A 12331-nucleotide genomic window follows, 5' to 3' on the forward strand; every position below is an offset into this window, starting at 1 on the left:
CGCACCAATCCCACTACCCCAAATCGAGGACATAGCCGGCGCCGCAGGTGCGGACGCCGACGACATTCTCACGCGGGGCGCTCCAGCCCGCGTCCTTGACGAAGCCCGCCCCGGTGAGGACGCCGATGCTGCGCGCATTGTCGGTCATGACCTGGGCGGTGAGCCGCGTCAATCCCCGCGCCCTTGCCAGCGCCACCAGGGCGCGCAGCGCTTCCCCGGCGATGCCCCGGCCCCAATGGCGGCGGGCCAGCCAATAGCCGACTTCGGCCGAGCCGTCGCCCGTCATGCCGAAGAGCGAGATGATGCCGAGCAGCGTGTCGTCGCCCGCCAGCGTGATCGCCCGGTGCAGGCTGCTGCCCACTTCGTCCGACGCCGCCGCCTCGGCCAGATAGGCTTCGGCAGCCCCCGGCGGATAAGGATGGGGGATGCGCGCCGTCCAGCGCGCGATCTCGAAATCGTCGAGGTCGCGCCCGATCGTCCCGGCATCGGCGGGGACGAGCGGGCGCAGGACGACGGCCGGACGCTCAGCTCCGGTAGTCGGCATTGATGTCGATATAGCCGTGGGTCAGGTCGCAGGTCCAGACCGTGGCCGAACCCTTGCCGACGCCGACATCGGCTTCGATCACGATATCGGTGCCCTTGAAGTGCTCGGTCGCCGCCGCCTCGTCGTGGCGGGGGTGCACGGCGCCCTTCTCGGCGACCAAGCGGCCGCCCATCTTGATCGTCAGCTTGTCTCGGTCGGCCTTCTCGCCCGACTTGCCGACGGCCATGACGATGCGGCCCCAATTGGCGTCGCCACCGGCGATCGCGGTCTTCACCAGGGGCGAATTGGCGATGGTGAGCGCGATCTTGCGCGCCGCCTTGGCCGACTGGGCGCCGGTCACGGTGACGGTGACGAATTTCCGCGCCCCCTCGCCGTCCTTCACGACGAGCTGGGCGAGTTCGACCAGCAAGTCCTCGAAGGCCGCCTTGAAGTGGCGGAAATGGGCGTCGCCGAGCTTGGTCACCGGCTTGTGGGTGACGCCCTTGCCCGTGGCGAAGGCGAGCAGCGTGTCCGAGGTCGAGGTGTCGCCGTCGACCGTGATCGAATTGAACGACTTGTCCGCCGCCTTGGCCAGCAGGGCCTGGAGCACGTCGCCCGGGATCGTGGCGTCGGTCGCGACGAAGGAGAGCATGGTCGCCATGTCCGGTGCGATCATGCCCGAACCCTTGGCGATGCCGACGATAGTGACCGGCTTGCCGTCGATGTCGGTCTTGCGCACCGCCGCCTTGGGGAAGGTGTCGGTGGTCATGATCGCCCGCGCCGCCTCGTCCCAGCGGTCGGGGCGGAGCGTGGTGGCGAGCTTGGGCAGGGCGGCAGTGACCTTTTCCGCCGGCAGGACTTCGCCGATCACGCCGGTCGAGGCCATATAGACGGCATCGGCCTTGCAGCCCACCAGCTTGGCGGTGGCGACAGCGACCGTCTTGGCCGCGGCGGCGCCGGCCTTGCCGGTGAAGGCATTGGCGTTGCCGGAATTCACCACGACGGCGCGCGCACCGCCCTTGCCCAGGATCGAACGGCACCAGTCGACCGGGGCCGAGGCGCATTTCGACGTGGTGAAGACGCCCGCCGCCACCGTGCCGGTGGCGAAGCGCATCATCATCAGGTCGGTACGGCCCTTGTAGCGCACGCCCGCTTCGATCGCGCCGATCTCGACACCGGCGATCGGTGGCAATTCGGGCATCCCCTCAGGGGCGAGCGGCGAAACGGAATGGGTCTTCCCCCCGGCCATGGAATCTCTCCTCGGGCTTGGGCTTGGCGACAGGACGGATGATTATTGAGCGGGCGTGGGCGCCGGCGCGATCTGCGGCCGCGGCACCGAACCGTCGGGGTTGAAGACCTGGATGGTCAGCCCCTTCTTCAGCTCCTCGACCTTGGCCGCCGTCACTTCCTGGGCGACCATTTCCTTGAGCTGGTCCTTCACGCTCTCGAACGGCGGCGGTTCCTGCTTGCGCTTGTCGATCACCAGGATCAGGTGCCAGCCGAACTGGGTCTTCACCGGGCCGACCACCTTGCCCTTCTCGGCGGCGAAGGCGGCTTCGGCGAATTCGGGCACCATGCGGTCGCGAGTGAAATAGCCGAGGTCGCCGCCCGAACCGTCGTGCGCGTCCTTCGAGTGCTTGTTCGCCAGTTCGGCGAAATCGGCGCCCTTGTCGAGCTCCGCCTTCAGCTTCTTCGCCTCTTCCTCGCTGTCGACCAGGATGTGGCGGGCGTGGACTTCCTCTTCGGCCGGATTATCGGCGATGATCTTGTCGTATTTGGCCTTCAGCATGGCGTCGGTAATGGTCGGATCGATCACCCGGCTGACGTAGACCTCTTCGAGAACGCGCTCCTTCAGCACGGCGAGCTTGGCCAGCACTTCGGGATCGTTGCCGAGGCCCGCCTTGTCGGCCGCGATGGCGACCACGCGGCGCTCGACGAGCTGCTGAACCAGCTCGTTGAAGATCGCCTCCATCGGGATCTGAGAGAACTGCTCGGGCAGGCTCTTGTAGGCTTCGGCCACTTCGGAGCGATGGATTTCCTGGTCCCCCACCTTCGCCACCACCGGATCGGCGGCCGCCGGGGCCGCAGCAGGGGCGGCCGCGGGCGCGGGCGCCGTCCCCTCGGCGAAGGCGGCCGGCGCTACGGCCAGACCGAAGGCGAGGAGGCACGGGAAAGTCAGACGCTGCATGATGACCCCGAAGTGGGACGGAGAGACGTGGAAGGCGGGATGGCCGGAACAGGCCGAAGTGGCGCGGATCATGGAGCCTCGCGCGACGGTCTGCAAGCACCGCCACGCCGAACTCCCGGCCCTCGCCTTAGACCAAAGAAAAGGCAGGATTAGGGCAGAAGCGCGGGAGTTTTCGCTCCCGCGGCAAAATGCGCGGGCTCAGGCCGCCGGTGCCTCCGCCTTTGCCGTGCGCGCCTTGGTCCGCATCAGCACCAGTTCCTCGGCCGCGGTCGGGTGGACCGCCACGGTACGGTCGAACTGGGCCTTGGTGGCGCCCGCCTTGATCGCGATGCCGAGGGCCTGGACGATCTCCGGCGCGTCGTCGCCGATCATATGGACGCCGACCACCCGGTCCGAGCGCGGCTCCACGATCAGCTTCATATAGGTCCGCGTCTGCCGCCCGGTCAGCGTGTGCTTCATCGGGCGGAAGCCGGCCTCGTAGATATCCACGGCGCCGTAGCGCTCCACCGCCTCGGCTTCTGTCAGCCCGACGGTGCCGATGGGCGGCTGGCTGAACACCGCGGTCGGCACGTCGGCGTGATCGGCCACCGCAGGGCGGCCGCCGAACACCGTATCGGCGAAGGCATGGCCCTCCTTGATGGCAACCGGGGTCAGGGCCAGGCGGTCGGTGACGTCGCCGACGGCATAGATGTTCGGCACATTGGTGCGGGAATAGAGGTCGACCAGCACTTCGCCCTTGGCCCCGGCATCGACCCCCGCGGCCTCCAGGCCCAGGCCCTTGGTATTGGGCCGCCGCCCGGTCGCGAACATCACCTGGTCGACTTCGAGCGAATGGCCGTCCGAGAGATGGAGGACGAGGCCCGAAGCGGTCTTGTCGATCGCGGTCGGCGTGGCGCTCAGATGGAGGTCGATGCCCTTCTGGACATATTCCTCGCCCAGGCGGCGGGCCATGTCGTCGTCGAAGCCGCGCAGCAGTTGCGCCCGTCGGTGCACGAGGGTGGTCTTGGCGCCCATGCCGGCGAAGATGCCGGCGAATTCGACCGCGATATAGCCGGCGCCGACGATCGCGATGCGTCCCGGCAGATCGGCCAGGTGGAAGGCTTCGTTCGAGGTGATGGCGTGTTCGCGCCCCGGGATCGCCGGGACTTCGGGCGTCGCACCAGTGGCGATCAGCACGGTCGCCGCAGTGACCAGCTTGCCGCCGACGTCGAGCGTATGGGCATCCACGAAACGTGCCCGGCCCTCCATCAAAGTGACGCCCGCGCTCTCCAGCCCCTTGATATAGAGGCCGTTCAGGCGGTCGATTTCGCGGTCCTTGGCGGCGATCAGCTTCGGCCACGAGAAGCGGGGCGTGCCTTCGACGGTCCAACCGAAGGCGGCCGCATCCGCGATCTCGTCGTGGTAATGCGAGGCATAGACCAGGAGCTTCTTCGGCACGCAGCCGCGGATCACGCAGGTGCCGCCGACCCGGTATTCCTCGGCCACGGCGACGCGGGCGCCGTAACCGGCGGAGATCCGCGCCGCCCGGACACCGCCCGAACCGGCGCCGATGACGAAGAGGTCGTAATCGTAAGGGTGCACGTTCACGGTCATGGGGTCCGCCTAGATGCCGCCGAGGCAGAGATATTTGAGTTCGAGGTAATCCTCGATCCCGTGGCGGGAGCCTTCGCGCCCGATGCCGGATTCCTTGACCCCGCCGAAGGGTGCCACCTCGGTCGAGATGAGGCCCGAATTGATGCCGACGATGCCATATTCCAGCGCCTCGGCGACGCGGAAGATGCGGCCGACGTCTCTGGCGTAGAAATAGCTGGCCAGGCCGAATTCGGTGTCGTTGGCCATCGCGATCGCCTCCGCCTCGTCGGTGAAGCGGAACAGCGGCGCCACCGGGCCGAAGGTCTCTTCCCTTGCGACCGCCATGGCGGGGGTGACGCCGGTCAGCACGGTCGGCTCGAAGAAGCTCCCGCCGAGGGCGTGGCGCTTGCCGCCGGCCGCGATCTTGGCGCCCTTGGCGACGGCATCGGCGATATGTTCCTCGACCTTGGCGACCGCCTTCATGTCGATCAGCGGGCCTTGGGTGACGCCGGCCTCCACGCCGTTGCCGACCTTGAGCGCGGCGACCGCCTTGCCCAGCTTCTCGGCGAAGGCGTCATAGACGGCGTCCTGCACCAGCAGGCGGTTGGCGCAGACGCAGGTCTGCCCCGTATTGCGGTATTTGGAGGCGATGGCGCCTTCGACCGCGGCGTCGAGATCGGCGTCGTCGAAAACGATGAAGGGCGCATTGCCGCCGAGTTCGAGGCTGACCTTCTTCACCGTGGCGGCGCATTGCGCCATCAGGATCTTGCCCACTTCGGTCGAGCCGGTGAAGGTCAGCTTGCGCACCGTCGGGTTCGACGTCAGCTCGCCGCCGATGGCGCCGGCCGCCCCGGTGACCACGTTGAGGACGCCCGCCGGCAGGCCGGCGCGGGTGCCGAGTTCGGCCAGGGCGAGCGCGGAATAGGGCGTCTGGGTCGCCGGCTTCACCACGACCGGACAGCCGGCGGCGAGCGCCGGGCCGATCTTTCGCGTGATCATGGCAGAGGGGAAATTCCACGGTGTGATCGCGGCGACGACGCCGACCGGCTGGCGCAGCACGATCAGGCGCTTGTCGGCGGCATGGCCGGGGATGGTCTCGCCATAGACCCGCTTGGCTTCTTCCCCGAACCATTCGAGGAAGGCGGCGGCATAGGCCACTTCGCCCTTGGCCTCGGCCAGTGGCTTACCCTGTTCGGCGGTCATCAGGAGCGCCAGGTCGTCCTGGTTCGCCATCATGAGATCGGCGAAGCGGCGCAGAATCTGGGCGCGTTCCTTGGCCGTCTTGGCGCGCCAGGAGGGCCAAGCGGCATTCGCGGCGGCGATCGCCCGCCTGGTCTCGGCCGCGCCGGACTTGGGGATGGTGCCCAGGATTTCCAGGGTCGCCGGGTTGTTCACCTCGACCGTGGCGCCGTCGTCGGCGCCGACCCATTGGCCCGCGATGAAGTTCCTGTCCCGGAACAGGCTGGGGTCTTTCAGTGCGAGCATCCGATCCTCCCTTGCTGGGAGGCGCATCTTAAGGCGGCTTAGGGCCGCGTCGATAGCCCCCGGGCTTTTCACGGGCCTGCCGAAGGCGCATATCAGGCAGGTGTCCGCCGAGGAGATGCCCTTCATGGCCTGCCGCCGTCTCGCCGTCCTTCTGTTCTGCATCCTTGCCGCGACCGGCCCCGCCCATGCCCAGCCCGACGTGATTCGCGACAGCGAACAGCTCCGCGCGCTGTTCTCCAATCGCACGCTGAACGGCCATTTCCTCTCGGGCGACAAGTTCAAGGAATTCTATTCGCCGGACGGGCGGAGCGCCTATTTCCAGCTCCAGTGCCTGCATTCCGGGACTTGGTGGATCGACAGCCTGTCCCAGGACTTCGGTGCCTTCGAGGCGGGCACGCCGCTCGCCTGCTTCGACTATCCGACTCTGAATGCCAAGGACGACCCGTCCTGTTTCGCGGTCGGCGGACCCAAGGGGGCGGAACGCTTCTATCCGGTCGGCGGCGATCCCGCCAATACCGGCATTCCCGGCGCCTTCGTCGATCACTGGGCGCCCGGCAATCCCGAATCGCTGCCGCTCGGCGAGGATGGCTGCCCGTCGGTCTGAAGCGGTTTCTCCATCCGGAAATTTTCGAGCGCCTGGCCGCGGATCTCGATCCGCCGTCTGGTGAGCGCCGCAAAACCGACAGCTTCGAACAGCGGTCGCGCGGTGAAGCTGACATGGGCCGAGAGCCGGCCGAGGCCCCGTCCCCGCGCCCAGGCATCGACCGCCGAGAGCAGCGCCCGGCCAACGCCCCGGCGCTGGTGATCGGGGTGGACGAAGAGAAGGTCGACATGGCCGCGCTCGTCGATCGTGGCAAAGCCCGCCGTCGCCCCGCTCTCGACCGCGACCATCGTGGTCTGCCGCGCGAAGCGCATGCCGAAGGCGAGCGGGTCGATCTGATCGGGCGCCCAGGCCTCGACCTGCGCTTGCGTATAGTCGCGGATCGCCACCTGCCGCACGCTGTCCCGGAACAGGCGGATCAGCGGCATCAGGTCTTCGGGCTCGAAGGGGCGAATATCGACGGTTGCCATAACCCTGTATTTCAACTTCCGATGGCCGCAAAAACGGCGAAACTGTTTCTGGGGCCTTTGATGGTGACGGAACGCCCCGGCTACACTGTAATCGGCGCAAACGCCCAAGGAGAATCCGCGTTGTCCGCACTGAAGATCACTGCCGGCCCCTTCACCTTCAAGGCCCGCTTCGAGGAAGCGCTGGCGCCCAAGACCGTGGCCGCCTTCAAGAAGCAGATGCCCTTCGTCTCGAAAGTGGTGCATGTGCGCTGGAGCGGCGAAGGCGTGTGGATGCCGCTCGGCGATCTCGACTTCGGCGTCGACTACGAGAACCACACCAGCTATCCGGCGCCGGGCCAGATCATCCTCTATCCCGGCGGTATTTCCGAGACCGAGATTCTGCTCGCCTATGGCGGCGTCCATTTCGCCAGCAAGATGGGCCAGCTCGCCGGCAACCATTTCATCACCATCGAGGGCGACCTCGAGAATGTCGTGAAGCTCGGCAAGATGACGCTCTGGGAAGGCGCCCAGGACATCCGTTTCGAGCTGGCCTGAATACCTTCACGGCGCCACCCGCCAGACCGCGTTGCCGACGTCGTCGGCCACCAGCAGGGCCCCCAGGCGATCGAAGGCGACGCCGACCGGGCGGCCCCAGGCATCGCCCTCGGGACTGAGGAAACCGGTCAGCACGTCGACCGGCAGGCCCGCCGGCTTGCCCACCGCGAAGGGCACGAAGATCACCTTGTAGCCGGCGCGCGGGTCGCGGTTCCACGAGCCGTGCTGGCCGACGAAGGCGCCGGCGCGGAAGGCCGGCGGCAGCAGCGTGCCTTCGGCAAAGGCGAGACCGAGGGAGGCGGTATGGGCGCCCAGGGCATAGTCGGGCACCAGGGCCTTGGCCACGAGATCCGGGCGCTGCGGCTCGACCCGTGTGTCGACATGCTGGCCGTAATAGCTGTAGGGCCAGCCATAGAAACCGCCGTCGACGACCGAGGTCATATAGTCCGGCACCAGATCGCTGCCCAATTCGTCGCGCTCGTTGACCGAGGTCCAGAGCTTGCCGGTGACCGGCTCGAAGCCCATGCCGACCGGGTTGCGCAGGCCCGAGGCGAAGACGCGGTAAGTCCTGGCCGCGGGATCGACCTCCAGGATGGCGGCGCGGTCCTTCTCGACCTCCATGCCGTTCTCGCCCACGTTGGAATTGGAGCCGACCGCCACATAGAGATGCTTGCCGTCGGCCGCGGCGACCAGGTTCTTGGTCCAATGGTGGTTGAGCGGCCCACCCGGCAGGTCCACCACCCGCTCCGGCGGGGCGGTGATCTTGGTCTCGCCCGCTTTGTAGGGGAAGCGGATCAGGGCTTCCGCCGTGGCGACATAAAGGGTCTCGCCCACCAGGGCCATGCCGAAGGGTGCGTTCAAGCCTTCGATGAAGGGTGTCTTCAGTTCGGGCACGCCGTCGCCGTCGGCATCGCGCAGCAGGCTGATGCGGTTGCCACCGGCGACCCCGGCGCCCGCCTGGCCCATGATATAGCGCTCCGCCATGCCGGTGAGCCCGCTCGCGGTCGACGGGCGGTTCGTCTCCGCCACCAGGATGTCGCCGTTCGGCAGGCGATAGAGCCAGCGCGGATGGTCGAGGCCGGTCGCATAGGCCGTGACTTTCAGGCCCGGTGCTGCGACCGGGGCGCCGCCCGGCGCCCAGCCCACCGCCGTGGCGATATTGACCGTCGGCATCAGGCCGGTGACCGGGGCGACCAGGGTCGGATTTGGTCCGAAATCGGCGCCCGGCGGCAGTTTCGAGGTGTCGCCCCCGGCCTGCAGCACGGCGAGGCAACCGCCCACCGACAGCACGGCGGCCCCCAGGCCGATTTTCAGCCAGCGCTTCATGGCATCCCTCCCCCTTGTCGTTGAGGGGATGATCCGCCGCGAGCGGCCGCCGTCAACCCCGGCTTTGCGATTCGGCCCTTGTATAGAGATCGGCCCGGCTGGGCGGCAATTCCAGCGGCGCATTCTTCTGGTGCCGGGTCGCCACGGTCTGGAACAGGCGGAGCGTGCCATTCTTGAAGGCGAAGGAGACGCCGGCCAGATAGGCGATCCAGAGACGATACTTGGCCTCGCCCACCTGGGCGATCGCCTCGTCCTTCCGGGCCGACAGGCGCTGGCACCAGAGCCGGGTGGTGCGGGCATAATGCTCGCGCAGGCCTTCGACGTCGTGAATCTCGAAACCGACGGCTTCCATGCTCTCCAGCGTGTGCCCGATATGGTCGAGTTCGGAGCCCGGGAAGACATATTTCAGGATCAGCCGGTTCTCCGGCCGGATCTTGCCGAAGCGGCGCTTGTCCGCCTTGGCGCGGCGGGTGATGCCGTGGTTGAGCAATATGCCGCCCGGGCGCAGCAGCGATTTCAGCTTGCCGAAATAGGCCGGGTAATTGGCGATGCCGACATGCTCGTACATGCCGATCGACGCGATCTTGTCGAAGCGCCCCTCGAGCAGGCGATAGTCCTTCAGCTCGATCGTCACCTTGTCGGCAATCCCCAGGCGTTCCATCTTGGCGCGGGCGAAATCATGCTGGTTCTGCGAGAGGGTGACGCCATGGGCGGTCACGCCGTAATGCTGCACGGCATGGGCGATCAGCCCGCCCCAGCCGCAGCCGACATCGAGGAAACGCTCCCCCGGCTTCAGGCGCAGCTTGCGGCAGATGTGATCCAGCTTGTCGCGCTGGGCCTGTTCGAGGCTGTTGTCCCAATCGGTGAAATAGGCGCAGGAATACTGCGTCTCGGGATCGAGGAAGAGACGGTAGAAGTCGTCCCCGATGTCGTAGTGGAAGCGGATGTAATCCTGATCGTGGCGCTGGTCGGAGGAGACGCGGGCCGCCTCGTCCGCGCCGAAACGGTGTTCGGCGGCCCCCGCCTTGCCCGGCGTCCGGGCCAGCGTCCACAGGCAGCGGGCGAGCAGGCCCTTGTCGAGATCGCTGAATTTCAGCTTCATGCGCCGGGCCTGGGCCGCCTCGACGAATTCGATCAGGTCGCCGCCCAGCAGGTCGACATGGCCTTCGGCATAGTGGATCACCAGGTTTTCCAGGGTCGGCCGGCGCAGCAGGCGACCCAGCGTCGCCGCCGAATCGAAGGCGACCTGGTAGCGCGTGTCGGCCTCGGGCCCGAGGGGGATCACGCTGCCGTCCCACAGGCGGACGGCGATCGAGCCGTCCAGCCGGCTCGCCACATGCTCGAACAATCGGCGGGCGGCCGCCAGGCGTTTGTCTTCGACCACGGCAGTCCTTCCCAGGCGGCGGCGCAAACGGCGGGACTATAGCGCTGCCGGCGCCCCGGCGATGCCCCTATTTTCAGGCCGCCCTTGTACCTATTCCACGGTCACGGATTTCGCCAGGTTGCGCGGCTGATCGACGTCCGTGCCCTTGGCGACCGCGGTGTGATAGGCGAGAAGCTGGACCGGAATCGCATAGAGCACCGGCGTCACGAAGGGATCGACCAGGGGCAGCTCGATCATCTCGGCAGCGTGCTTGCCCTCGGTCTCGATCCCCGCGGTATCGGACAGGAGAATCACGCGGCCGCCGCGGGCCAGGACTTCCTGCATGTTCGACACGGTCTTTTCGAACAGAGGGCCGTGGGGGGCGAGCACGATGACCGGCACGAGGTCGTCGATCAGGGCGATCGGCCCGTGCTTCAATTCGCCGGCCGCATAGCCTTCGGCATGGATATAGGAGATTTCCTTGAGTTTCAGGGCGCCTTCGAGGGCGACCGGGAAGATCGCCCCCCGGCCGAGATAGAGCACGTCGCGCGCCTGGGCCAGCCAGTCCGCGATCTCGCGGATCTTGTCGTCGTGGTTCAGCACTTCGAGGGCACGTGCCGGCACTTCCGACAGGGCGGCGCAGAGCCGCGCCTCCTCCGCCGCGTCGATCGTGCCGCGGGCGCGGGCGACGGCGAGGACGAGGCACATGAGCACGGTCAACTGACAGGTGAAGGCCTTGGTCGAGGCGACGCCGATCTCCGGCCCGGCCAGGATGGGCAGCACCAGATCGGCTTCCCGCGCCATCGAGGATTCGGGGACGTTGACCAGGGCGACGATGAACTGGCCATGTGCCTTGGCATAGCGAAGCGCCGCCAGCGTATCCGCCGTCTCGCCCGACTGGCTGATGAAGAGCGCGGCACCGCCCGGCGGCAGGGGCGCCTCGCGGTAACGGAATTCGGAGGCGATGTCGACTTCGACCGCCAGTCGTGCCACCTGCTCGAACCAATATTTGGCGATCATGGCGGCGTAGTTCGAGGTCCCGCAGGCGACGATGGTCAGGCGCTGCACGGCGTTCCAGTCCGGCCCGCCGGCAGGCAGGCGGGGCCTGCGCGTCGCGGGGTCGAGATAGGTCGCCAGCGCGTCGCCGATCACCTGCGGCTGCTCGAAGATCTCCTTCTGCATGTAATGCCGGTAGTTTCCCTTCTCGATCATCGAGGGCGACAGGGAGACGGTGCGGATCGAACGCTCGACCGGCCGGTCCTGGGCATCGAAGACCTGGGCGCCGTCGCGGTTCAGCACCACCCAGTCGCCCTCTTCGAGGTAGAGCACGCGGCGCGTCCAGCTCGACAGGGCGAGAGCGTCGGAGCCCAGATACATCTCGCCCTCGCCGAAGCCGACGGCGAGCGGACTGCCGCGCCGGGCGCCGATCAGCAAGCCGTCGTGACGGGCGAAGAGGATCGCCAGCGCGAAGGCGCCGCGCAGCCGGTGCAGCGCCTCAGCCACCGCCGGCTGCGGCTCGAGCCCGCGCTCGATCCCGTCGGAGATCAGATGGGCGACGACCTCCGAATCCGTCTCGCTCTCGAACACGTGGCCGCGGGCGACCAGCTCGTTCTTCAGTTCGCGAAAATTCTCGATGATGCCGTTGTGCACGACGGCGACATGCTTGGTCGCATGGGGATGGGCATTGGTCGTCGTGGGTGCGCCATGGGTGGCCCAGCGGGTGTGGCCGATCCCGGTGATGCCGGGCAGCGGCTGCTGCGCCAGGAGTTCGGTCAGGTGGCCGAGCTTGCCCTCGGCCCGGCGGCGCTCGATCCGGCCGTCGACCAGGGTGGCGAGACCGGCCGAATCATAGCCCCGATATTCGAGCCTCCGCAGGCCGTCGACCAGGCGCGATGCGACTTCGGAGCTGCCGACGATACCGACGATGCCACACATGAGATTACTCCTGGCGCCTGCCCCTGCGCAGGCGGAAGCGCGCGGCCCAGCCCGGCTTCTGCACCGGCTTGGCCCGTTCGAGATAGAGGGCGTCGGCGGCGACCGGCTCGACCACCACCGAACCAGCGCCGACAATGGCGCCGGCACCGACCGTGACCGGCGCCACCAGGGCCGAGTTGGAGCCGATGAAGGCACCGGCGCCGATCTCGGTCTTCGACTTGGTGTAACCGTCGTAATTGCAGGTGATGGTGCCTGCTCCGATATTGGCGCCGGCGCCGATCACTGCATCGCCGAGATAGCTCAGGTGGTTCGCCTTGGCGCCTTCGCCGAGCAC

General features: G+C 67.6%; 12 protein-coding genes. 2 read left to right on the forward strand and 10 right to left on the reverse strand.

From position 1 onward, the window contains the following. Positions 1 to 13: 13 nt before the first annotated feature. From WC493_RS06605 to gabD, 5 genes are all read right to left on the reverse strand, one after another. Positions 14 to 544, reverse strand: coding sequence for a GNAT family N-acetyltransferase (locus WC493_RS06605; protein WP_373063785.1), 531 nt, complete (start codon positions 542 to 544; stop codon positions 14 to 16). Continuing rightward, positions 525 to 1772 (reverse strand): bifunctional glutamate N-acetyltransferase/amino-acid acetyltransferase ArgJ, encoded by a 1248-nt coding sequence (gene argJ, locus WC493_RS06610; protein ID WP_373063787.1) that lies wholly within the window; start codon positions 1770 to 1772, stop codon positions 525 to 527. Before argJ ends, WC493_RS06605 begins: the two co-directional genes overlap by 20 nt. A gap of 42 nt (positions 1773 to 1814) precedes the next feature. Continuing rightward, entirely contained in the window at positions 1815 to 2783 is a 969-nt protein-coding gene (locus WC493_RS06615) for a peptidylprolyl isomerase (protein WP_373063789.1), read from the reverse strand. 126 nt (positions 2784 to 2909) lie between these two features. After that, the gene (gor, locus tag WC493_RS06620; RefSeq protein ID WP_373063791.1) at positions 2910 to 4304 is read right to left on the reverse strand and encodes a glutathione-disulfide reductase; all 1395 of its coding nucleotides are present in this window, start codon (positions 4302 to 4304) and stop codon (positions 2910 to 2912) included. Positions 4305 to 4313: 9 nt separating this feature from the next. Continuing rightward, on the reverse strand, positions 4314 to 5768 hold the full coding sequence (gene gabD / locus WC493_RS06625; protein ID WP_373063793.1) for an NADP-dependent succinate-semialdehyde dehydrogenase: 1455 nt from the start codon (positions 5766 to 5768) through the stop codon (positions 4314 to 4316). 124 nt (positions 5769 to 5892) lie between these two features. Between gabD and WC493_RS06630 the strand changes: the two genes are divergently transcribed. Further along, on the forward strand, positions 5893 to 6372 hold the full coding sequence (locus WC493_RS06630) for a hypothetical protein (protein ID WP_373063795.1): 480 nt from the start codon (positions 5893 to 5895) through the stop codon (positions 6370 to 6372). Here the strand turns inward: WC493_RS06630 and WC493_RS06635 are convergent. Beyond that, positions 6309 to 6839: a GNAT family N-acetyltransferase gene (locus tag WC493_RS06635; protein ID WP_373063797.1), complete on the reverse strand. Its 531-nt coding sequence runs from the start codon at positions 6837 to 6839 to the stop codon at positions 6309 to 6311. The genes WC493_RS06630 and WC493_RS06635 overlap by 64 nt on opposite strands. 120 nt (positions 6840 to 6959) lie before the next feature. Between WC493_RS06635 and WC493_RS06640 the strand changes: the two genes are divergently transcribed. Then, a complete protein-coding gene (locus tag WC493_RS06640; RefSeq protein ID WP_373063799.1) occupies positions 6960 to 7373 on the forward strand; it encodes a DUF3830 family protein in 414 nt (137 codons plus the stop codon). A 6-nt stretch (positions 7374 to 7379) separates the two neighbouring features. Here the strand turns inward: WC493_RS06640 and WC493_RS06645 are convergent, their stop codons facing one another. From WC493_RS06645 to WC493_RS06660, 4 genes are all read right to left on the reverse strand, one after another. Next, on the reverse strand, positions 7380 to 8699 hold the full coding sequence (locus WC493_RS06645; RefSeq protein ID WP_373063801.1) for a sorbosone dehydrogenase family protein: 1320 nt from the start codon (positions 8697 to 8699) through the stop codon (positions 7380 to 7382). A gap of 52 nt (positions 8700 to 8751) precedes the next feature. Next, a complete protein-coding gene (locus WC493_RS06650) occupies positions 8752 to 10083 on the reverse strand; it encodes a class I SAM-dependent methyltransferase (protein WP_373063803.1) in 1332 nt (443 codons plus the stop codon). 90 nt (positions 10084 to 10173) lie between these two features. Next, positions 10174 to 11997 (reverse strand): glutamine--fructose-6-phosphate transaminase (isomerizing), encoded by a 1824-nt coding sequence (glmS, locus tag WC493_RS06655; RefSeq protein ID WP_373063805.1) that lies wholly within the window; start codon positions 11995 to 11997, stop codon positions 10174 to 10176. 4 nt (positions 11998 to 12001) lie between these two features. Further along, positions 12002 to 12331: DapH/DapD/GlmU-related protein (locus WC493_RS06660; protein ID WP_373063807.1), on the reverse strand; the 330-nt coding region annotated here is incomplete at its 5' end.

The organism is Zavarzinia sp. (assembly GCF_041650655.1).
In the GTDB taxonomy this organism is placed as follows: Bacteria; Pseudomonadota; Alphaproteobacteria; order Zavarziniales; family Zavarziniaceae; genus Zavarzinia.

Excerpts from the sequence above, each read along its gene's own strand:
- WC493_RS06605 (WP_373063785.1), bottom strand. The coding sequence starts at position 544 with ATGCCGACTACCGGAGCTGAGCGTCCGGCCGTCGTCCTGCGCCCGCTC.
- argJ (WP_373063787.1), bottom strand. The coding sequence starts at position 1,772 with ATGGCCGGGGGGAAGACCCATTCCGTTTCGCCGCTCGCCCCTGAGGGG.
- WC493_RS06615 (WP_373063789.1), bottom strand. The coding sequence starts at position 2,783 with ATGATCCGCGCCACTTCGGCCTGTTCCGGCCATCCCGCCTTCCACGTC.
- gor (WP_373063791.1), bottom strand. The coding sequence starts at position 4,304 with ATGACCGTGAACGTGCACCCTTACGATTACGACCTCTTCGTCATCGGC.
- gabD (WP_373063793.1), bottom strand. The coding sequence starts at position 5,768 with ATGCTCGCACTGAAAGACCCCAGCCTGTTCCGGGACAGGAACTTCATC.
- WC493_RS06630 (WP_373063795.1), top strand. The coding sequence starts at position 5,893 with ATGGCCTGCCGCCGTCTCGCCGTCCTTCTGTTCTGCATCCTTGCCGCG.
- WC493_RS06635 (WP_373063797.1), bottom strand. The coding sequence starts at position 6,839 with ATGGCAACCGTCGATATTCGCCCCTTCGAGCCCGAAGACCTGATGCCG.
- WC493_RS06645 (WP_373063801.1), bottom strand. The coding sequence starts at position 8,699 with ATGAAGCGCTGGCTGAAAATCGGCCTGGGGGCCGCCGTGCTGTCGGTG.
- glmS (WP_373063805.1), bottom strand. The coding sequence starts at position 11,997 with ATGTGTGGCATCGTCGGTATCGTCGGCAGCTCCGAAGTCGCATCGCGC.